The 21,942-nt window shown below is 69.2% G+C and carries 13 protein-coding genes; 6 read left to right on the top strand and 7 right to left on the bottom strand.

Features of this window, described 5'->3' with window-relative positions:
• Positions 1 to 11: 11 nt before the first annotated feature.
• From H4687_RS01800 to H4687_RS01775, 6 genes are all read right to left on the bottom strand, one after another.
• Positions 12 to 2,165: a GDSL-type esterase/lipase family protein gene (locus tag H4687_RS01800; RefSeq protein ID WP_050399671.1), complete on the bottom strand. Its 2,154-nt coding sequence runs from the start codon at positions 2,163 to 2,165 to the stop codon at positions 12 to 14.
• A 12-nt stretch (positions 2,166 to 2,177) separates the two neighbouring features.
• Entirely contained in the window at positions 2,178 to 3,410 is a 1,233-nt protein-coding gene (locus H4687_RS01795; protein WP_046914865.1) for an SGNH/GDSL hydrolase family protein, read from the bottom strand.
• A complete protein-coding gene (locus H4687_RS01790) occupies positions 3,410 to 7,084 on the bottom strand; it encodes a beta-galactosidase (RefSeq protein ID WP_046914864.1) in 3,675 nt (1,224 codons plus the stop codon). Before H4687_RS01790 ends, H4687_RS01795 begins: the two co-directional genes overlap by 1 nt.
• Entirely contained in the window at positions 7,081 to 8,949 is a 1,869-nt protein-coding gene (locus H4687_RS01785) for a DUF4091 domain-containing protein (protein WP_046914863.1), read from the bottom strand. The genes H4687_RS01790 and H4687_RS01785 overlap by 4 nt, the downstream gene beginning before the upstream one ends.
• Positions 8,950 to 9,050: 101 nt before the next feature.
• Positions 9,051 to 12,053, bottom strand: coding sequence for a TIM-barrel domain-containing protein (locus H4687_RS01780; RefSeq protein ID WP_046914862.1), 3,003 nt, complete (start codon positions 12,051 to 12,053; stop codon positions 9,051 to 9,053).
• A gap of 232 nt (positions 12,054 to 12,285) precedes the next feature.
• Entirely contained in the window at positions 12,286 to 13,185 is a 900-nt protein-coding gene (locus H4687_RS01775; RefSeq protein WP_046914861.1) for an SIS domain-containing protein, read from the bottom strand.
• Positions 13,186 to 13,433: 248 nt separating this feature from the next.
• On the opposite strand from H4687_RS01775, the gene H4687_RS01770 reads away from it, so the two are divergent.
• The 3 genes from H4687_RS01770 to H4687_RS01760 are packed head-to-tail and all read left to right on the top strand — an operon-like array spanning position 13,434 to position 16,567.
• Positions 13,434 to 14,705: an extracellular solute-binding protein gene (locus tag H4687_RS01770; protein WP_050399670.1), complete on the top strand. Its 1,272-nt coding sequence runs from the start codon at positions 13,434 to 13,436 to the stop codon at positions 14,703 to 14,705.
• Positions 14,706 to 14,708: 3 nt separating this feature from the next.
• Entirely contained in the window at positions 14,709 to 15,683 is a 975-nt protein-coding gene (locus H4687_RS01765; RefSeq protein ID WP_046914860.1) for a carbohydrate ABC transporter permease, read from the top strand.
• On the top strand, positions 15,680 to 16,567 hold the full coding sequence (locus H4687_RS01760) for a carbohydrate ABC transporter permease (RefSeq protein WP_046914859.1): 888 nt from the start codon (positions 15,680 to 15,682) through the stop codon (positions 16,565 to 16,567). The genes H4687_RS01765 and H4687_RS01760 overlap by 4 nt, the downstream gene beginning before the upstream one ends.
• A 329-nt stretch (positions 16,568 to 16,896) precedes the next feature.
• Here H4687_RS01760 and H4687_RS01755 read toward each other — a convergent pair whose 3' ends face one another.
• Entirely contained in the window at positions 16,897 to 17,688 is a 792-nt protein-coding gene (locus H4687_RS01755) for a DeoR/GlpR family DNA-binding transcription regulator (RefSeq protein WP_046916743.1), read from the bottom strand.
• A 208-nt stretch (positions 17,689 to 17,896) separates the two neighbouring features.
• On the opposite strand from H4687_RS01755, the gene H4687_RS01750 reads away from it, so the two are divergent.
• From H4687_RS01750 to H4687_RS47930, 3 genes are all read left to right on the top strand, one after another.
• On the top strand, positions 17,897 to 18,730 hold the full coding sequence (locus tag H4687_RS01750) for a class II fructose-bisphosphate aldolase (RefSeq protein ID WP_046916744.1): 834 nt from the start codon (positions 17,897 to 17,899) through the stop codon (positions 18,728 to 18,730).
• 1,789 nt (positions 18,731 to 20,519) lie between these two features.
• On the top strand, positions 20,520 to 21,710 hold the full coding sequence (gene ltrA, locus H4687_RS01745; RefSeq protein ID WP_318787698.1) for a group II intron reverse transcriptase/maturase: 1,191 nt from the start codon (positions 20,520 to 20,522) through the stop codon (positions 21,708 to 21,710).
• Positions 21,626 to 21,904 carry a group II intron maturase-specific domain-containing protein gene (locus tag H4687_RS47930; RefSeq protein ID WP_318787697.1) on the top strand — a complete coding sequence of 93 codons (279 nt, stop codon included), beginning with the start codon at positions 21,626 to 21,628 and terminating at the stop codon, positions 21,902 to 21,904. The genes ltrA and H4687_RS47930 overlap by 85 nt, the downstream gene beginning before the upstream one ends.
• Positions 21,905 to 21,942 lie beyond the last annotated feature (38 nt).

Below are 21,942 nucleotides of genomic sequence, written 5' to 3'. Positions count from 1 at the left end.
GGAGGTGCCTCTCACGTGGAGGAGGAGAAGGAGTCGAAGACAGCGGTGGTGGTCTGGCCGGGGTGGTTGAGGTTGACGGCGCTCGCGACCATTCCCGCGTCGCCCACGCCGCCGCTCGCGGACGGCACGGTGGCGGTGGCGATCTGCTGCCAGGCGGTGCCGTCGGCACTGGCGTAGGCGGTGTACGTGGCCCCGTCGCGGACGAGCCGCAGCCAGGCGGGGTGGTAGGAGGAGCCGCCGCCGGCCCAGGTGTCCAGGCGGCCGTCGCCGTCGCTGTCGGTCAGGAACTCCAGGCCGAACTGCGCGGACATGGTCAGTACGGCGTAGCCGCCCTTCCCGGGCGCCGTCAGGTCGTTGGCGACGGCGATCCCGGCCTTGGCGGAGGGCCCGCTGCCGGTCTGCGCGACGACCCGTGCCGTCACGGAGCCGGAGGAGGGTGCGGCGCCGGGCAGATGGACGACGGCCTTCTCGTCCTTCCAGCCGGACAGATCCTGGCCGCCCGCCCAGATGGCGAACTGGGCGCCGTTCTGCGCGTATTGGGCGTCCTCGGCGGTCGCGGTCGTCCGGTACGGCGCCTTCACCCCGGAGGGGACGGGGGTGACCGTGGCGTCCACCTCGTCGGTGTCGAACCGCCGCGTCCCGCCCTGGTGGTAGGAGCTGCGCACCTTCAACGGGTGGGTACCCCACGCGGTTTCGGGCCCGGGGGAGACGGCCCAGGTGACGGTGGCGCTCTTCCCGGGGCCGAGGACGCGGAGGCGCGCGCCGCCGGCCGGTTCCGCGGACCAGCCCGCCGGGAGATCCAGTCGGGTACGGACGTCGGTGACCGCCGAGCGGCCGTCGTTGGTCAGGGTTGCCGTGATCCTCGTGCCCTGGCCGCCGGCCTGCAGAATCGGCCGGTACGGGGTGAGGCGGACGCGGGTCGAGGGGCAGTCGCGTGCCACGCGCAGACCGGGTACGTCGACGGCGTCGGCGAACGCCTTCATCCCGGTGTCGTTGGGATGCAGATGGTCGCCCGAATCGAACGCGGCGGCATAGCGGGCGGGGTCGTCCGGGTCGCGTACCGCCCGGTCGAAGTCGGCGTACCCGTCGAGGACGCCGCCGGAGTCCCGGACGAACGAGTTGACCTTCTGCCGGTCGGCTTCCTTGGCCTCCGTCCACCAGTCGCCCCAGCCCCGGTACGGGACGACGGTCGCTCCGATCAGCCGCAGCCCGCGGGCGTGCACGCGCCGGGCGATCTCCTTGATGCCGTCGATCACCTGGTCGCCGGTGGCGCCGCCCCAGCTGAGGTCGTTGACACCCTCGAACAGGACCACCGTCCGGGCGTTCGGCTGGGCCAGGACATCACGCTCCAGCCGTTCGAGCGCCGACGGGTTGCCGTCCGTGCCGGCGGTGATCCGGTTGCCGCTGATGCCCTCGTTCAGTACTCCGGCGGTGGTGGCGCAGCCGGACAGCCGGGCCGCCAGGTAGTCGGGCCAGCGCCGGTCGGTGTTCGCCGTCGAGGACGCGCCGTCGGTGATCGAGTCGCCGAGCGCGACGACGGAACCGGCCGCGCCGCCGCCCCGTACATCGACACCGGTCAGGAACGGGAACGTGGAGTCGGTACGGGTGAAGGCGGTTCCGGCGGGGTCCCCGGCGTGGTCGCCGCCGCCGTCGGGCGTCCAGTAGACGGTCTGCAGGCCCATCCAGTGCTGGCTGATGTGGGTGAGACGGCCCGGGAAGTACAGGCTGACCACCACGCTGCTCCGGGCGGGCACGGAGAGCCGGACCTGGTCGCTCGCCACCTGCCCGCCGGCCGGGATCGTCACCGCGCTCTTCCCGCCGAAGCTCAGCTTCCGCGGCCTTGCGACCGCGCTGCCGCCGTCACCGGATCCGACCGTCGCGTGCCCGATGGTCACCGGCTCGGTGGTGAAGCCGTTGGTCAGCCGGATGCGTACGCTCGACCCGCCCGCGCTCACCCGCACCGGAATCCGTACGGTCACCTCCGAGGTGCCCGGGTCGTACGCGGCGTGCTGGGCGGTCGCCCAGGTTCCCGTCCACTGCTGTGTGTGCCGTGTCTGCTGAGCCGCTGCCGCCGAGGGGGCCGGGAGCAGCAGTCCTGCCACCAGGGCGATCACGGCCGTGGCCAGGGCCGCCGGCCTTCTTCCGTGTCCAACAACTCCGAGCACTGCGGGTCCTCCTCAGGAACAGCCGCGGCCGAGGCCGAGCGAGGTCAGGTCGACGGCGTCGGCGAACGCCTGCATGCCGGCGTCGTTGGGATGCAGATGGTCGCCCGAGTCGTACGCCTGACCGAGCCTTCGTGGGTCCGCCGGGTCGCGTACCGCCCGGTCGAAGTCGGCGTAGTCGTCGAAGACGTGGGCGGAGTGCCGTACGAACGCGTTGACCTGCCGGCGCCGCGCCTCCGTCTCCTCGGTCCACCCGCCCCAGGTGAATCCCATGTACGGGGTGATCGTGGCGCCGACGACCCGCATCCCGTGCTGGTGGGCCCTGCGGGCGATCGTCTTCATCCCGGCGATGATCTGCTCGGCACTCGCCCCGCCGAGGTCGTTGATCCCCTCGAAGAGGATCAGGGTCCTGGCTCCCGGCTGGGACAGCACATCCCGTTCGAGACGGTCCAGCGCCGAGGGGTTGGTCTCCGTCCCGGCGGTGATCCGGTTGCTGGTGATGCCCGCGTTGAGCACCCCGGCGCCGGGCCGGCAGGCGTTCAGCCGTTCGGACAGCAGGTCGGGCCAGCGCCGGTTGGTGTCGGCCGTCGAGAAGGAGCCGTCGGTGATCGAGTCGCCGAGCGCCACCACCGCCCGCGCTCTCGGCGCGCTCACGTCGACACCGGAGAGGAACGGCCAGCTCGTGGTGGTCCAGGTGAAGGCGTCACCACCGGTGTCGGCGGCATGGTCGCCCGCCCCGTAGTCCGTCCAGTACACGGTCTGCTGCGCCCACCAGTGGTCGGTGATGTGCGTGACCTGACCGGACAGATAGAGGCTGACCACCAGGTCGGCACCGGCGGGCAGCGGGAACGGGACCGGGTCGCTGACCGCCGTGCCGCCCGCCGGGATCGTCACCTGCCGCTTCCCGCCGAACCGCACCTCGTACGCCCGCTCGACCGCGGAGCCTGCGTCGCGGGGCCCCACGGTCGCGTGACCGATCGTCACCGGCTGGGTGGCGTACGCGTTGGACAGCCGGACGCGCACCCGGGAGCCGCCGACGCTGGTGTGCACCGGCATCCGCACCGTCACCTCGGACATGCCCGAGACCTCGTAGTGCTCGCTCGGGGCCGTCGCCCACGTGCCCGTCCAGCCGTGCCCGTCGGTTCGCCGGCCGGCCTCGGCGGGTGCCACCGGCCCCGCCAGGACGGCGATGAGCGCCAGCAGCAGAACCATGGGGCCGCCGCGTGTCGCACGCGTCCGGACGGCCATCAGGAACCTCCCGTACAGGTCAACTCGGCGTCCGCCCAGTCGGCGTGGTCGCTGGAGACATCGCCGTTTCCGTCGACGACCAGGTCCAGCCAGCGGGCGCCGGACACGTCCACGTCGACGGTGGTGCCGCCGTCGGAGCCGGACACGACCGGGGTGGTGGCGAGGGTGCGGCCGTCGGCGATCACCTGGAAGGAGACGCTGCCGCCGTCACCGACCTCGTCGTCCAGACCGGCGACGGCGGTGAACCGGGTGCAGCCGCCGCCGAGATAGACCCTGACCTGGCTGTTCGCGTGGACGCCGAGACCCTTGCCGAAGGTGGTGCCGTCGATGGTGAGGGTCCGTCCGTCACCCGCCGCGGCCTCACCGTTGGACAGGTCCCTCTCGACCGGACCCCAGCCGTTGACCGCCTTGACCAGGGTCAGATCGCTGACGTAAGCGTCCTTGGAGAGTCCTGGCGGCGGCACCTGCACGGCCCGCTCGCCGGTGACACGCTTCGGCCGACCCGACTGCTTCAGTCCCGCGGTCGCGGACAGCACGGCGTAGTGCACCGGGTCGGCGGGCGGAGTCACGGTGTAGACGGCGGTCACCGACGCGCCGGGGCGGACCCGGTCGAAGCCGGTGGCGCCGTCGGCACCAGCGGTCCAGCCGTCCGGGACGGTCAGTGACACCTCGACGTCGCGGGCGGTGGGAGCGCCCTTCGGCACGGTGACCGTGACGGGGACCTCGGTGGCCGTGCCGGTGCTCAGGAACGGCTCGGCGTCCACCGTGACCCGCGCACCTGCGGCGGGCATGGCGTAGGTCCTCGCGTCGTACGAGGGCGCGGCCACCGTGTTCACCTTGATGCCACCGGCACTCGCGCCGAGGTCGACGAGCTTCACCGAACCGGGGCCGGCCGCCTTCCCGGTGGACCACACCGCCAGGGCGATGGTGTTGTCGCCCCGCTCGCGCAGGATGCCCTTGGGGACGACGAACCGTGTCTGGGGGCCGGTGTCGGGCAGATAGCGGCCGATCAGCCAGCCGTTGACGAAGATCTGGGCGCGGTACGCCGTGCTGCCACCCTCGGGCTCCGCGAGGTCCAGCGCGAGCGCGTTGTCCTGGCCCGTCGGCAGATCGAGCTTCGCGCCGGTGCGGTACCACCGCACCCCGGGTTCCGTGGCCCCGGACCGGGCGGACGTGGACAGTGAGGTGCGCTTCCAGTCGCCGTCCGGGTAACCGGGCAGCGACCAGCCGGCCCGCTCCCCGTACAGCCCGCCGTTGTTGTAGGGACCCCGTGCGGTGTCGACCGGGTTCTCGCCGCCCCTGCTGCCCTGGATCTTCCAGGTGAGGGTGGAGGCACCGCCGATCACCTCCGCGCCGAGCAGGCCGCGCGGTTCCTTGGAGTAGTCGTGGCCCCATTCCTCGTTGTGGCCGGCGTTCTCGGCCAGGACGGCGAGCACGTTGTCGCCGCCGTCCTTGAGCGCGCCCGCCGGAATGTCGAAGGTGTGCGCGCCGTCACCGGAGCTGCCGAGGTAACGGCCGTTGAGCCAGACCGCGTACTGGCCGGTCGGGCCGGTGTTGGCGTTCAGCGCGAGCGCGGTCGCCACGCCGGTGGTCCTGAACCGGCCCCGGTACCAGACATCGCCGTGGTGGAAGCCGTACTCGTCCATCGCGAGCACCGGCAGTGAGCCGTTCAGTTCGGCGTTGGCGGCGGTGAGCCGGGTGGCGGTGGGCCAGGCGGAGTCGTCGAAGTCCCGGCCGGTCTCCGGGGCCTCCTCCTTGTACTTCCAGGTCGTCAGCGCGGGCAGCCGTACCGTGCGCGGTGCCTCGGTGACGGTGGTCCGGCGGCCGTTCCACGTCGCCTTCTTCGCTTCCGCGATGACCTCGATCTTCCCGGCCTTGGCGGAGTCGCCGGTCAACTTCAGCGTGCCGCCCGCGACTTCGGCCGTACGGACCAGGGACGGGCCGCGTACCAGGACCGGACCGTCGGCGGTGTCCTGCCGCCACCAGTGGGCGGTCTCGGCGACATCGGCGATCAGCAGTTCCAGGCCGTCCACCAGCACCCGGGCCAGACCCTTGTGGGTGTAGTTCAGCCGCAGATCGCCGCGTTCCGCGTCCCAGGTGGTGGTGACGTCGCCGGCGAGCACCTTCACCTGGGGCGGCTTCGCGTACCGCAGCACGGTCTCGCCGGTTTCGCCCGCCCGCCCGTACAGCAGGGCCACCTCGCGGTCGCCGATCGTGGCGTGCGTCATGATCTCCGAGGTGGAGTAGACGAGCCGCTGATCGCCCAGGTCGTAGCCGGCGACGAGGAGTTTCGCGTCCCGGCCGTCGACGGTGATCGCACCCCGCTGCGGCACCCGCGGATAGTCGCCGTCCGCCCCGGTCAGGGACAGGGTGGTCTCGTCTCTGTCCTTCACCCGGGTGTCGGTGTGCCGGACCGTGAAGAACTGGGTGCCGTCGTCGGGGTTGACGCGCCGGTCGATGCGCAGCGCCTCGTCGGAGGGGACGGGCGCCTCGGCCTTGTCGGTCCGGGCCAGCGAGGAGACCGAGTTGACGAAGTACCCGAGCCGCTTGAACTCCTGGTACTTGTCCGTCAGTTGGCGCGACTCGTTGATCGGAGCGCCGTAGTCGTACGACGTGTAGACGGCGTTGGGGTCGGCGAGCCAGCCCCAGTTGGTACCGCCGTACGTCATGTAGAACGACTGACCGGAGACCCCGGCGGCGATGTTCATCTTGCTGAACACCCGGGTGAAGTCGGTGCCGGTGAGCTTCGCGCAGTCCTGGTAACCGGTGCCGCCCCACGGGTCGAAGGCGCCGCCCTGAGCCTCCGGAATGAGCAGCGGTGACTCGGGTTTCCAGTCGTTGACGTAGGAATAGTCGGGCAGATTCTTCCAGACGTCCGGATCCTTGCAGTCGAAGCCCTGCGGGTAGGCGTCGAAGCCGTAGATGTCGGGGGCGCCCTTGCCGCTCACCCAGTTCCGGTTGGCGCCGCCGTCGTTGACGAAGGTCGGCACGTCGATGCCGTCCTCCTTCGCCCAGTCGATGAGCGTCTGCATGTAGTCGGCGTCGTGGCGTCCGCCCTGGTACTCGTTCTCGACCTGATACAGGATCACCGAGCCGGTGCCGCGCGTGAGTTGGTGACGCGCGATGATCGGATTGATCCGGCTCATCCACTCCCGGGCATCCTTCAGATACCCCTCCTCGGAGGTCCGGTTCACACCCGCGCGGGTCTTGCGCCACGCCGGGAAACCGCCTCCGGACACCTCGGCGTTGATGTAGGGGCCGGGCCGCGCGACGACGTACAGACCGGCGCGCTCGGCCTCGTCGAGCAGCCGCTCCACGTCACTCACGCCGGTGAAGTCGTACGAGCCCGGCCTGGCGGAGTGGTAGCCCCAGTCGAAGTAGAGCGAGACGGCGTTGAACCCGCCCGCCTTGATCTTCTGGAGCACGTCGCGCCAGGCGTCCGGGCTGGGCAGCCGGAAGTAGTGGAACTCGGCGCCCCAGATGTACAGGGGTTTGCCGTCGACCCGCACGGCGTACTGGTCGTAGGTGACCGTGTGCTGCTTCCCCGCCGCGGGCGCCACCTGCGCCTTCGCCGGGGGCGCGGCCGCGTCGGCGGCCGGAGCGGCCAGGGACGTGGCGGCCAGCACCGATGCGAGCAGTAGCGCTCTCACGTGCCCTCGCACATGCCGGCTCATGAGGTCAGCTCCTTCACCACGGCCGCCCGCGCGGTCTCGATGTCGGTGACGTTCTTCGTACGGCCGTCCAGGTCCCGAGTGGCCTTCGTGAGGGCCTCGGTGAGAGTGGCGCTGTCGCCGCCGTCCTTCTTGCGGAGCTGCGCGATCAGCTCGAAGTCCTCGACGCCTTCCTTGAGTTGCTCCCAGCGGATGCTGGACATCGGCCCGTTCTTCCCGGGATAGATCAGGTACTCGTCGCCCTGGGTGAAGATGTGCACGGGCTGCCTGAAGGGGTCGCTGGTCCAGCTGTTGTACGACCAGCGCAGGAATCCGTCGAGGCCGCGCCGCGCGGAGATCCACGGCAGCATCCGCGACTCGACGGCGGGGGAGTAGGACAGCGTGTTGGGGTGTGCGGGCTCGCCGTACACGTAGAACGTGGTGGTCTTGCCGGCAGCGCGGCGCTCGGCCGCCTTCTCCTTCGTCATCGCGTCGATGCCGCCCCAGTCCACCGAGAGGTTCGACGCGACACCCTCCGTGGTGATCGATCCGGCGACGGAGATGCGGTCGTCGAAGACCGGCGCCACCTCGTGCACGAAGTCCTTGACCACCGTCATGGTGCTGATGGGCCGCTCGTCGAAGGACAGCCAGGTGTCCTGGAGCCAGCCCTTCTTCCTCAAGTGGGCCTCGAAGGCGGGCAGATAGGCGCCCCAGGCCTGCCGCCAGCGGTTCCCGCCCAGGTCGACGTTCTCGTAGACGGTCTTCCCGGTGCGGGTGTCGGTGTAGGTGAGGTGTTCCTGGTCCTGGAAGGCCAGCATCGAGAAGGCGCCGATGTCGGGGCCGAGCCCGGCCTTCCTGGCGGTCTCGACGTACGTGTCCCAGCGGTCGAAGTCGAAGGCGAATTTGGTCCCGTTCCATTTCCAGCCGACCATGCTGGTGTACGGCGTCGCGGTCTGCGACTCCCGGGTGCCGAGCGACCACTGGTGGTGCCAGGGGTTGTCGACGATCGTCGTGTTGATGACCTTCTGACCGCGCGACGCCAGATCACGGTTGTACGCCTCGATGAGCTTCCAGTGCTTCTTCGACCACAGCTCGACCTTGTGCGCCTGGGCGATGGTCTCCGGCTGCGCCCAGACATCGAGGAAGAACCTGTAGTCGGCGGCGGCGGGCACGGTGGCGTCGGCGACATCGATGGTGAGGGGGTACGTGGTGTGGGTGTCGCCGTCGACGTCGACGTCAACCGTGCCCCTGTACGTGCCGGGGCGGGCGTTCTTGGGGACGCGGAAGGTGAACCAGAGTGGCTGTGCGGCGTACGCGGGCACGTCGACCGAGGAGCGCTCCTCCAGCGGGTCGCCGACGACGTCCGGATCACGGTCGCCCGAGACTTCCTTGGCGGAGCTGACCTGGTCGATGGTGGCCGACCAGTCGACCTCGCTCTTGGAGCGCTGTACGGGCACGTACTTCACGAACCGCACCTGCGTACTGTCACCGTCGAGCTTCGCGCCGCCCGGCCCGGTCAGGTCGCCGACCCTCGCCTGCACGTCGTCGAGCCTCTTGCCGGAGGCGATGGCGAGCTGCGCGGAGACCTGCTCGCCGCGTACGGCGTCCAGGGCGAGTTCCTTGGTGTCCTTGCCCTCGATGGCGGTCATCGGATAGCGCGGCACGCGGACCTCGGCCGAGCTCGCGAAGGATCCGGTGGGCACCCAGGTGAGGGTGTCCCTGGTGCCCATGGCGTCGGCGACCTTCACGGTCAGCCAGGTCGTGGTGGGTTTGTGCTGGTCGTCGCCGGTGGCCGCGATGACGGTCGTGGTGGTCGCGACGAGCGCGCCGGCGACGAAGGAGGCGGCGAGGGCGGATACGCGTGCGGGTATGCGTGTGGGCCGTGTCATGGTGGATCCCTTTCGCAAAAGGGTCGTCGGGTGCTGCCGAAGCCGGCGGTGGGGGCGCTGCCGGGCTGCGACGACCGGGAGCGCCAGGGTGCGGTGACCGGTCAGGACGCGGTGACGGAGAAGTCGTCGAAGACGGCCTGGATCCGATCGCCGGGGTAGTTGAGGTTCACGGCGGAGGCGATCACTCCCGCGTCCCCGCGGCCGGAGGCCGAGGCGATCGTGGCCGAGCCGACGGTGGACCAGGTGGTGCCGTCCTTGCTCGCGTACGCCGTGTACGTCGTGCCGTCGCGCACCAGCTTGAGGTGGGCCGGGTGGTAGGTCTGGCCGCCGCCGGCCCAGGTGTCGAGCTTTCCGTCGCCGTCGCTGTCGGTCAGGAACTCCAGGCCGTACTTGTCCGTCATGACGAGGACCGCGTAGCCGCCCTTCTCGGGCGCGGCCAGGTCGTTGGCGACGGCGAGGCCGGCTTTGCCGAGGGGGCCGGCGGAGTTCTGCGAGACGACTCGCGCCCGCACGGTGGCCTTGTCACCGACCACCCCACTCTCGTAGACGGCTGCCTTCTCGTCCTTCCAGCCCGACAGGTCCTGGCCGCCCGCCCAGATGGCGAACTGGTCGCCTGCCTGGGCGAACTGGGCGCCGCCGGTGGTGTCGGCCGTGCGGTACGGCGCCGAGACGGTGCCCGGCTCCGGTGTCACCTTCACCGGGACGCGGTCGGAGACCTTCGTACCGCCGTCGTAGGTGACGGTTCCGGTGAGGGGGTGGCTGCCCCAGTCGGCGTCGGCGGACGGGGTGACCTTCCATCGGGTGGTGAGAGTGGCGCCGGTGGTCAGGGATGTGGTGGTCGCGGCCGTGATGGCCTCGGCGCGCCAGCCGGTGGGGGCCGCCAGCGTGGCGGTGACCTTCTTCAGCGGCCTGGAGCCCCAGTTGGTGGCTGTGGTGGTGATCTCGAAGGCCGCGCCGTTGCCGGTCTCCGGTGCGTCGGGGGCGAGCAGTACGGAGGCGGCGGGAGCGTCGTTGCCGCGCAGGGCTCGCAGGGCCTTGTCGGCGCCCTTGGCCTTGAGGTTCACAAAGGCCGGGGCGACCCCGAGGGGAGCGCCGTAGCCCTTCAGATCCTTCGGGCCGCGGATCACGGTGCCCTGGTTGACGTCGTACCAGGTGCCCGGCGGCAGGTGTACGGTGCGGGTGGCCCTGTCGGCGACCTGCGGCGCGGCGAGGACGGCGGGGCCGAGCATCCACTCGTCCGGGACGGTGTAACTCGCCTTGTCCTTCGGGAAGTCGAAGAACAGCGGCCGGACGATGGGGTCACCGGTCCTGAGGGACTGCTGGACCTGGTCCCAGATGTAGGGCGCGAGACGCTCGTGCCGCTTGACCGCCGCCCGGTAGAGGTCGATGGTCTCCTGGTCGTAGACCACCTTCTGGCCGGTCGTCACATCGATGGTGTCGACGGGTGAGGTGGAGGAGTACATCAGCGGCATCAGCGACGCCACCTGCGCCGAGCGGATCAACACCTCCTTGTCCGGAGCCGGTTGGCCGCCGGAGCCGCCGATCATGTCGGTGGTGACGAAGGGGTAGCCGATCGTGGAGATCGCGAGGTTCTGGGTGACCGAGGCGCGGACCGAGTCCCAGCCGGTGCCCTTGTCGACCTGCCGGGTGACGAACCCCGCCCGGTGGGCCGTGGAGTCCCAGTGCACGCGGATGCCGACGCCCTGCAGGTCGAACTCGTCGGCGAGTTCGGTGCCGAGCCGCTGGTAGTCGGTCGGCTCGTATCCGTCGCGCGGGGCGCACTTGTCGTCGAAGAAGCGGGTGTCGAACTTCAGGCCGTCGATGTCGTAGTCGCTCATCAGGGACTTGACGCGGCCGGTGTACCAGGCCCGGGCCTCAGGGTTGGCGAGGTCGATGATTCCGGCCGTGCCGTTCCACCAGGTCACCGTGCACGGCTTGGCGGGGTCGGCGGCGTCGCCCAGCAAGTAGCCCTTGTCGACGGCGAACTGGTAGTTGTCGGAGTCGAGGTTGATCCACAGAGTCGTCCAGAGCCCGAAGTCGAAGCCGAGGTCGTGGATCTTCTTCGACATGGCCTTCGGATCGGGGTAGGCCTTGGCGTCGAAGGTCAGATTGCCGTAGTTCGACTCCCACTTGTCGTCGAGCTGCAGGGCGTGCCCGTCGAGCCCGTCGTCTTTGAGGTCGGTGGCGTAGTCGAGGAGTTTCTCCTGGTCGATGTGGGTGTAGAACTGCGCCCAGGAGTTCCAGACCGGCTTGGCGTACTGCTCGTACGTGGCGTCGCTCTTCGCGGGTTTCCCGACGATGCCCACGTAGTCGCGGTAGACCTCCAGCGGTGTCGACTCGACGAAGACGGTGGCCTTGTAGGCGTCGGCGGACCGTACATCGAAGCGGCCGAGCCCGTCCTTGCCCTCGTTGATCGCCACGTCCATGACATTCCCGGTGTCGACGCGGAGTCCGGTCGAGCTGGAGGTGTACCAGAACGGGTCGATCATGTGGTATGAGGCGGGGGAGAACGCCGGGTGCTCGACCTCGCCGCTGTCCAGCGGCCAGGGCTGGTCGGTGCCGGGGCCGCCCTGCGGGGTCTCGGCCTCGCCGTGCCCGTACCAGTGCCCTGCGGAGGCCAGGTCGTAGGCGAGTCCCAGCCGGTCCGGCTCGACTCCTTCGACGTTCCAGTCGAGTTGGTAGCGGTCGGCGGCCGGGGTGAGGCGCGCTTCGATGCCGGCCCCGTCGAGGGTGGTGTCGGCGGTCAGGGTCAGGACGCCGTTCTTCCAGCTCCAGGCGGTGACGTCGGTGGCGTGCTGCCAGGCGCCGCCGGAGCGGAACCGTAAGCCGCCGGTGTCACCGCCCGCGGTGGCGAGGACGGGGGCGCCCGCGCGCCCGGTGGTGAGGGTGAGATCGCCGTCGGTGGATACGTCGACGGTGTAGCCGGGGGCCTTCCCGGCGGCCGGTACGGACAGGGTCAGGCCGTCCGCGGTTTCGGTCACTCTCGGCCGCGGGGCCGCATCGGCCCGTAGGGGCTGGGCGAGGGCTTCGGTGCCCGGCGAGGCGATGGTCAGGGTCAGGGCGGCGGCGAGGGAGGCGCCGACTCTGCGGGGCTGTGCACGCACTGGTGTCCTCCAGCGGGGAGAGGCATGGAGTCTCTGACGAGCAATGCAAGATCTTGTAGTTTTGTGCACATACTCTTGCAGGAAAAAACATCTGTCAACGATGCGTTCCCTGGTTCTCGCGGGGCCCCGATGGCCGGTGTGGTCGCTGACGACGGACAGGCCCGCTGCTCACGGCATGAGCCGCGGGCAGCGGGCCCGGCTTCGGCGGACCGTCGCATTCGGTCGAACGGTGTCAGGCGAGAATCACCGAACGCGTGAGGTGGCGCGGGTTGTCCGGGTCGAGGCCGCGTGCCGAGCCGAGGGCCGTGGCGAGCCGCTGCACCACGACGAGGTCCGCCACCGGGTCGCGGCCGAAGGCCACCAGTCGGCCGCCGGTGCGGGCGATCTCGTCGGGCAGTCCCTCGGCAATGGCGGCCGGGTCGCCGAACCACCAGGCCACCCGCCCGGGTCCGGTGACGCTGATCGGCCCGTGCCGGTACTCCATCACGGGATACGCCTCCGTCCAGGCGCCCGCCGCCTCGCGCATCTTCAGCGCCGCCTCCTGGGCGATCCCGTAGGCCCAGCCGCTGCCGAGGAACGTGAACTGCTCGGCGGCCAGGAGCTCGTCCGTCAGCGGCTCGGCGAGCGCCGCCGTCCCCTGTGCGGCCAGCCCGCTCAGGTCCTCGCCGAGCAGGGCCCGCAGAAACACCAGCTCAGTGGTGGCGAACCGGGTCTGCACGACCGACGTCTCGTCGGCGAAGTCCAGGACGGCGGTCATGTCCGCGAGTTCCATGACGGGCGTCGCCGGATCGGCGGTGACCGCGACGGTGGGTGTCACCCCCCGCAGGCGCCGGAGCACCTCCAGCACTTCGGTGGTGGTGCCCGACCGGGTCAGGGCGAGCACCCGGTCGTAACGTCGCCCGAGCGGCATCTGGGACGCCGGGAAGGCGTCGGTCTCGCCGTGGCCGGCGGACTCGCGCAGCAGCGCGTACGCCTGGGCCATGAACCAGGACGTGCCGCAGCCGACGACGGCCACGCGCTCGCCGGTCCGGGGCAGTTGGGCGACGCCTGATGCCCCCGGCCGGCGTGCGAGCGCGACGGCGCGGTGCCAGCACTCCGGCTGTGTGGCGATCTCGGTCTCGGTCTGGCTCATCGGGACTCCCGTCTCGGACGCACAGGGCGTGGTCGCACGGTGAAGCGCCGCTCTTGATGGGTGCGGGCACCCAAGGCGATCCGCCTCGGCGTGACCGAGTCGTGATCCGGCGGGCCCTTGACACCATGCGTGATCGATTGAGCATGATGACGTTCAATGCTTGATCTTAGCAAGATTCGAGCATAAATGAGCATGGAGCCGCACTGGTCGTTCAGGGCACTGTCACACGAAGAGAAGGTGGTACTCGCGTGAATCGGCACATCGTTGGCACGGCCGCAGGCCTGGTTCTGGCCCTGACTCTCACCGGATGCGGCAAGGGAGGGTCCTCGAGCGGAGACGACTCCGACGGCCGGACGATCACCTTCGTGGCCGCGAAGTACGACGACGACACCCAGCCCTACTGGAAGAACCTGATCAGGGATTTCGAGGCGGGAAACCCGGGCTACAAGGTCAACCTGGAAGTCGTCGACTGGGAGCAGATGGACTCCAAGGTCAAGACGTACATCCAGACCAAGCAGCAGCCGGACGTCCTCAACTACAACAAGTTCTCGGACTTCGCCCGCGACGGCCTCATCTACCCGGCCGAGGAGGCGGTGTCGGCGAAGGTGCTGGGCGACTTCCTGCCCCTCTTCGCCGAACAGGCCACGTACGAACAGGTCCAGTACGGACTGCCGTTCATCTCCAGCGCGCGGCTGTTCTTCTACAACAAGAAGATCTTCAAGAAGGCGGGTGTCACGGCGCCGCCGACGAGCTGGGCCGAGGTCGAGGCAACCGCCAGGAAGATCAAGAAAAACGGGGGGAGCGGCGTCATCCCGCTGGGTCTGCCGCTCGGACCGGAGGAGGCCCAGGGCGAGTTCGGCATCTGGTCGATGAACAACGGCGGTGGCTGGGTCGACGACTCCGGCAGATGGGCCGTCGACCAGCCGGCCAACGTGGACACCCTGACCTACCTCAGGAAACTGACCAAGGACGGCCTGACCCAGCCCAACCCGGAGACCACCAACCGCAAGGACGTCTTCAACCAGTTCGCACAGGGCCGGATCGGCATGATCAACGGCGCCGTCTTCCTGCGCAAGGGCTTCATCGACCCCGTCGACAAGAACCTCGACTACGGCGTCGCGCCACTGCCCAGCAAGAACGGCACCACCCACAACACCCTGGGCGTCCAGGACTACCTGGTGGCGTTCAAGAAGGACGGGGACAAGAACCGGGAAGCCGTCAACAGGTTCCTGGACTTCGTGTACCAGAAGAAGAACGCCTCCACCTTCCTGTCCACCGAGGGATTCCTCTCGGTCACCAAGTCGGCCGGCGACGCCCTCAGTTCGGACACCGACTACTACAAGCCCTTCGTCGACGCACTGGCGGGCGCCAGGTTCGCCCCGGCGGACAACCCGGGCTGGGGTGCCGTCGACGGCGCCGTGAAGCAGCAGATAGGCACCGCCGTGGCCGACGGCGATCCCCGGAAGGTCCTGGAGAAGATCCAGGAGACCGCGGAGAAGACCGCCCAGAAGGCCGGCTGACGCATGGCCGTCCACGACATCCCCGTACGCGCCTCGGGGGACCGGCGGGAGTCGGCCCCACCGGGGGCGGCACCACCCGCCGCCCCGGGCCGAAAGAGGCGGCGAGATCTACGGTCCCTCGAACCGCTCCTGTGGCTCGGTCCCGCCGTCGCCCTCATCCTGACCATGGTGGTCTGGCCCGTCGTCGAAATGGCCCGCACCTCTTTGACCAGGATCAGCTCCACAGGACTGTCCCTCGGCCCCGCGGGCCTCGACAACTACGCCGACCTGTTCGCCGAGGAGGACCTGCCGGGCGTACTGCTGCGCACGCTGGTCTGGGTCGTCGGCGTCGTCACGGTCACCCTCCTGCTGTCCTTGGGCCTCGCCCAGTTGCTCAACACCCGCTTCCCCGGGCAACGGGCGGTCCGCTGGGCGCTCATCGTGCCCTGGGCGGCGTCCGTCCTCATGACCGCGCTCATCTGGCGCTGGATGCTCAACAACTTCTACGGCGTCGTCAACCGCGTCCTGATGGACATGGGTCTCCTCGACAAGCCGGTGAACTGGCTGGCCGACCCGGTCCTGGGATTCGCGGCGATGATGGCCGTGGCGGTGTTCGTCTCGCTGCCGTTCACCGCCTTCGTCATACTCGCCGGACTCCAGACCATCCCCGCGGAGGTCTACGAGGCGGCCCGGATGGACGGCGCGGGCCCGGCCAGGACGTACCTGTCCGTGACGCTGCCACTGCTTCGGCCCTCGCTGCTGGTGGCCGCGATCATCAACATCATCAACGTGTTCAACTCGTTCCCGATCATCTGGGCGATGACCCGCGGCGGACCCGGCTTCGCCACCGACACGACGACGACGTTCATGTACAAGCTCGCCTTCGACAACCAGGCCGTCGGCGAATCGGCCGCGATGGCCGTCGTGAACTTCGCACTGATCCTCGTCGTGGTGCTCGCGTACCTCCGGGTCGTGCGCTGGCGGGAGGAGATCCGATGACAACGCCGGCCACACGCACGCGTACACGTACCGGATTACTGTCCACGCGCAAAGAACTCACGGTACGCACCGCGCTGATCGCCGGCACCGGCTGGCTGGTCGCCCTGGTCTTCCTCTCTCCGTACCTCCAGATGCTGCTGACGGCGCTGAAGCCGACGCCGGAACTCATGAAGTCCCCGCCCTCGTACCTGCCGTCCGCATGGCGCTGGTCGAACTTCGCCGACGTGTGGTCGCTCGACGATCCGCCCGTCGCCGGCTCGCTGGGCTTCTCCCTGTACGTCGCCGGGATGTCCACGCTGCTCGCGCTGCTGGTCGGGCTGCCGGCCGCCTACTACACCGCGCGACACCGGTTCCGTGGCCGCGGCGCGTTCCTGCTGCTCGTTCTGGTCACCCAGATGTTCGCGCCCACCGCACTGCTGGTCGGTATCTACCGCGAGATGGTCAGCCTTGATCTGACCGACACCGGAGAGGCGCTGATCCTCGTCAACGCGGCGTTCAACCTGCCGTTCTGCGTCTGGATCCTCAACGCCTACTTCGCGAGCGTCCCCAAGGAGCTGGAGGAGGCGGCCTACCTGGACGGGGTCGGCAGGTTCGGGGCGCTGACCCGGATCACTCTGCCGCTGGCCATGCCCGGTGTGGTGACGGCGGTGGTGTACACGTTCATCGCCGCGTGGAACGAGTACGTCGTCGCCCTCACCATCACGTCCTCGGGTGACCGCACGACGCTGACCAAGGCCGTTCCCGGGTTCGTCACCGCCTACCAGGAGCAGTGGCAGTACCTCTTCGCCTCCTCGCTGATCGCCGTCGTCCCGGTCGTGGTGCTGTTCGTCTTCGTGGAGCGCCATCTGATCAGCGGTCTGACGGCCGGCGGAGTCAAGGGGTGACGTGGTCGAAGCGGGGTGAAGTGGTGACTTCTCTGCAGGGAGTCCGGGCCGGCCCGGACCACGCCGTGCGACCCGCCGGACGCCGGTCTGCGGGTCCGGACCGGGGACCTGCGGTCGTTGTCGACGGCACCGACACTGCTGTCCGTCCGGTCGACCACGGTGCAGGGACCGACGGACCGCCTCTGCTCGCACACGGAACCTCCCCCGCCCCGCGAGGTGTTCGGCCAGGGCGTCGTGCGCGGCTCACCCCTACTCACCCGCGCGGCGCCGGGTGTCCGCGCGTGCGGCCGGTGACGGACGTCGCGAACAGCCCTGCGGGGCACCGAAGGTCAGGCGCGGATGATCTCCACTCCGGCGGCGGCGAACGGCTCGGTCAGCCCGGCGGGAGCGTCCTTGTCGGTCACCAGCACATGGACGTCCTCCAACGGGCAGATGCGCGCGAACGTCCGCTTGCCCAGCTTGGAGGAGTCGGCGACCACGACAACCTGCTGGGCGCGCCGCGCCAACGCCCGGTTGATGCTGGCCTCACCCTCGTGATGCGCGGTCGCACCGTGCACGGAGTCGATCGCGTCGACTCCGATGAAGACGTGATCCAGCGTGATCTCGGCGAGCAGTTCGGTGGCCAGCGGCCCGATCAGTTCGTACGAGGCCGGGCGCGCCACTCCGCCGGTCACGACGAGCTTCACATGGCGGCGCACGACCAGCTCGTTGGCGATGTTCAGGGCGTTGGTGACAATCGTCAGCGACGGCTCGGCCCCGCCCTCGGGGCCCAGGTCGCTCCTGGTCGCCAGTGCCCGCGCGACCTCGGTGGTCGTGGTGCCGCCGTTGAGACCCACCACCGCTCCGGCCTTGACCAGGCCGGCCGCCGCATGCGCTATGCGTTCCTTCTCGGGGGCGTGGCGTGCCGCCTTGTACCGCAGGGGCAGGTCGTACGCGATCGCGTTGATCACCGCGCCACCGTGGGTGCGGGTGACCATCTGCTGGCGAGCCAGTTCGTCGAGGTCACGCCGGATCGTCGCGGCGGACACCGCGAGTTCGGCCGCGGCTGCCTCGACCTCGATACGCCCGTCGCGCGTCAGCAAGTCCAGCAGCGCGCTCCACCTGGCCTGCGGTGCCGCCATCTCAGTCGCTCCCTGTCGGTGAAGTAGACGCCCATGAAACCACGGCCGGGGCACCTCTTTCTGACGCACGTCGCATCTTTCAGCGATTTATCGCCTCTAAAACAGCAATCTCCTGCATCAACTTCCACAATTTCCGTCACGTCATCATGCGCGGAGCGATGCCGGGAGCTGTGCACGGGAAACCGCCGTCCGGAAAGGCCATCCGTACATGCCACTGACTCCCACCGCCGACCTCGTCCGGGCCGCGCGCGCCGAAGGGCGCGCGGTCGGTGCGTTCAACGTGATCACCCTGGAGCACGCCGAAGCGATCGTGGCCGCAGCCGAGAGTGTGGGTGCCCCGGTCATCTGCCAGGTCAGCGAGAACGCGGTGCGGTTCCACGGCGGCGCTCTCGCACCGATCGCCCGCGCCACCGCGGCGGTGGCCGAGGCGGCCCTCGTCCCGGTCGCCCTGCACCTGGACCACGTCACCGACGAGGCCCTGTTGCACCGCGCCGCGGACAACGGCTTCGGCTCCGTGATGTACGACGCCTCGGCGCTCCCGCACGACCGCAACCTGGCCGCGACCCGCGCCGCCGCCGAGTGGGCTCACGCCCACGGGCTGTGGCTGGAGGCCGAACTCGGCGAAGTCGGCGGCAAGGACGGCGTCCACGCACCCGGCGCACGTACCGACCCCTCGCAGGCACGCGAGTTCGTGACCAGGACGGGCGTGGACGCCCTCGCCGTCGCCGTGGGCAGCTCGCACGCCATGACCACCCGCACCGCACGGCTCGACCATGAACTGATCGCCCGCCTGAAGGAGTCCGTCCCCGTTCCCCTCGTCCTGCACGGCTCCACCGGTGTGCCCGAGGACGAGCTGCGCCGCGCGATCACCGCCGGCATGACAAAGATCAACACAGGTACGGCACTGAACGTCGCCTTCACCGGAGCCGTCCGCGACGCCTTCGTCGACGGCTCCCCAACCGTCGACCCACGACCCTGGCTCTCCGCCGCCCGCGCCCGCACGACGGAGACGGTGGCCCAGGCGCTGCGCGCACTCGGGTGAATGTCCGTCAGGATTCTCCTGGCCTGCGTCGGGGCGAGCCGGGGGCGCTCTGGGAAAGCTGGATTCTGCCGGCGCCCAGGGCGAGCGGACACTGGCCTCGAAATGCCCGGAACCGCTGGTCGGGCCGCGTATCGGTGCGATGCGACGGGAGTGGGGACAGTGTGTCGACTCACCGCTCAGATGGGCCAGGCGTAGGGCGCTCGACGGGCATCTGTCCTGGTCAGGTGCTCTTCACCTGTGCCTGGAAGAAGTCCAGCTTCTTGGGGGAGTAGTTCACCAGCAGGTTCTTGGTCTGTTGGTGGTACATCACGCGCATCGCCCTGATCAGCGCGAATGCGCGGTTCTAAGGGACGTGGGCGGACTCTGGCCCGCGTATGGTCCGGATCTTGGTTGTGAGGTGGTGCGGCAAGAGAGGGCAGCGCGCATGGCAGGCGGACCACGATTCGGGAAGCCGGAGACGAAGCGATCTTCTTGAAGACGTCTACCGGGCGGCCCTGACCTGCGGAAATGCCGCCGATCAGGTCTCTGAGCTGCACGGATCTTTCTTTCGTGGTCTTTCAACCTCGTGCCTCGTTAGGCAGTCGATTCCCCCCAGGCGCTCCCCAGGGACGCTCGTACTCCCCAGATTCTCCCCAGGGGAGCTGCGGTGGAGGCGCATCCGGCGGAGTTTTCGAGGGCGTCCGATCAGCGGTACCGGTCACGGTGAGTGAAGGAGGCGGCGACGTGCCGCCTCGTTCAACTGCTGGTTCGGCATGGCCGACCGGGCCATGCATGGTTAGTATTCCAGCAGGATTTCGCTGCCTGCCCTGGTCTTTCGCCGGGTGGCGGGAGTATAGCGGGACTTCGGTCGTGCCGGGGCGGTCTCATGGAGACCGCCCCTCGATCGTGCGATAACGCCGCAGATAGTGACAGCGGCGGGGCAGCCTTCGAGGGTGATCACCGAGTCTGCCGCCGCGCAGTGGGACCTCGAACTGGCCGATCTCTTCCTGACCATCGGGCACCCCTTCGGCCGAGTCGGCTCCGCTGCCGCATGCGGGACTGCGTGCGCGGGCTGCTCGCCCGGTCGCCCGCAAGAACAGCTGGGTGCGCCACGAGGCCCCATGTGACCGAGTGGAGGTGCGAGACCGTGCGCCACGAGGCGCTGTGATCCGTGTGCGGGTGTGAGACCCGCACCGTTGTCCCGTCGCAGCGGGACGACAGAAGCAGGGGGCAGTCGGGCCCGGCGAGTCGGCCGGATCTGATGGAGAGCAGCCCCGACAACGACGGGACGCACTGGAACTACCGGACGGTGCGGGTCCAGCAAGCGAGACGGGAAGGTGGACGCGAGGAACCAGCGGTGTAAAGCCCCTCAAGACCTCCGCCAGCTCAAACCCGGTGGATCTGGGCTGGATCGCGGTGCGCACTGCCTGTCAGGGCAGGAACTCCTGGATCGGATTGATCTTGCCGGTCGGGAGGCCACGGAGAAGGACTGTGGCGTAACCGTGGCGATGCCGCAGGGGCAAAGCTGGCCGCCTCACCCGACGAGCGGTTCACAGTGAACGTGGGAACCACCTCGAAGCTTTCGTCTTCGTGCACTCTCCAGGTGCGATAGGGCGGGAAGGCGCGACGTCCGCCGACGGCCCGAGGTGGGGCGGAGGGCTGGTAGTAGTCCGGGGGCGGGAAAGCCGTCCACATGGCGAAGCAGCACAGCGGATTCAGGTAGTTGAGGAACTGCAAGGGGACGGAGACGCTGGTGAATACCGGTCAGCTGTGGCCCGACCCCGATGGGGCCTGGCTGCGGGTACGACGGATGCAGACCAAGCTGCACCAATGGGCGGTCGATGATCCCGACCGAAGGTTCGATGATCTCTACAACCTTGTCCATCACCCCGACTTCCTCACCGTCGCGTGGGAGAGGGTGAGGGGCAACAAGGGCGCGCGCACCGCCGGCGTGGACCGGGTCATCCCGGCCTTCATCGCCGATGATGCCGACATCGTGGCCTTCCTGAAGGACACGCGGGAGCAGTTGAAGGCCCGCACGTTCACCCCTCTGCCGGTGCGGGAGCGCATGATCCCCAAGCCGGGCAGCGGGGGAAAGCTCAGGAGGCTGGGAATTCCCACCGCGATGGACAGGCTCGTGCAAGCCGCGCTCGTGCTGGTTCTGGAGCCGATCTTCGAGGCGTCCTTCAAGCCGGTCAGCTACGGCTTTCGCCCCGAACGACGAGCCCATGACGCGATCGCGGAGGTGCACCACTTCGGCACCAAGGGCTACCACTGGGTGCTGGATGCGGACATCGAAGCGTGCTTCGACAACATCGCCCACTCCGCTCTCCTTGAGCGGATGCGCCGACGAGTCGGAGACAAGCGGGTTCTCGCCCTGGTCAAGGCGTTTCTGAAGGCGGGCATCATGTCCGCCGATGGCGAGACCAGGGACACGAACACCGGCACACCCCAAGGCGGCATCGCCGCGCCGCTGTTGGCGAACATCGCCCTCTCGGCGCTGGATGAACACTTCTGCGCCAAGTGGGACGCTCACGGCAACGGCGGCAGGCGGACAGCACACCGCCGACGCGGAGGTGCCACATACCGGATCGTCCGCTACGCGGACGATTTCCTGATCATGGTATGCGGCGCCCGAGCTCACGCGGACGCGCTGTGGGAGGAGGTCACGGCCGTGCTCGCCCCTCTGGGGCTGCGCCTGTCCGAGGCCAAGACCCGCGTCTGCCATATCGACGAAGGGCTGGACTTTCTCGGCTTCCACATCCAGCGGAGACGCAAGAAGGGCACCAGCGAGCACTACGTCTACACCTATCCGTCGAAGAAGGCCCTGGCCTCCATCACGGGCAAGGTGCGGGCGATGACGAACAAGAGAGGTCAACGCACTCTCGCTGACCTGCTCCGCCAGCTCAACTCGGCGTGCGGGGATGGTGTTACTACTTCCGGTTCGGGTCGTCCACAGCCACGTTCCACTATCTCGACGACTTCTGCTGGCGTCGAGTGACGTTGTGGCTGAGGAAGCAGCATCCCGGGATCGACTGGAGGACTCTGCGGCGCCGCTACTTGACCGGCGAGCCCGGTTGGCGGCCCGAGGAGGACGGGATCACGCTGTTCGTCCCGCAGCGGGTGAAGGTGACCCGCTATCGCTGGCGTGGATACAGCATCCCGACACCGTGGGCGAAGGCCGCGACGGTGTGAACCGCGCGGTCCCAAGGGAGTCCGTGGAGCGCCGGATG

It is taken from the genome of Streptomyces stelliscabiei, assembly GCF_014873495.1.
GTDB lineage: Bacteria > Actinomycetota > Actinomycetes > Streptomycetales > Streptomycetaceae > Streptomyces > Streptomyces bottropensis.
This window is presented reverse-complemented; position numbering and strand designations above follow the sequence as displayed.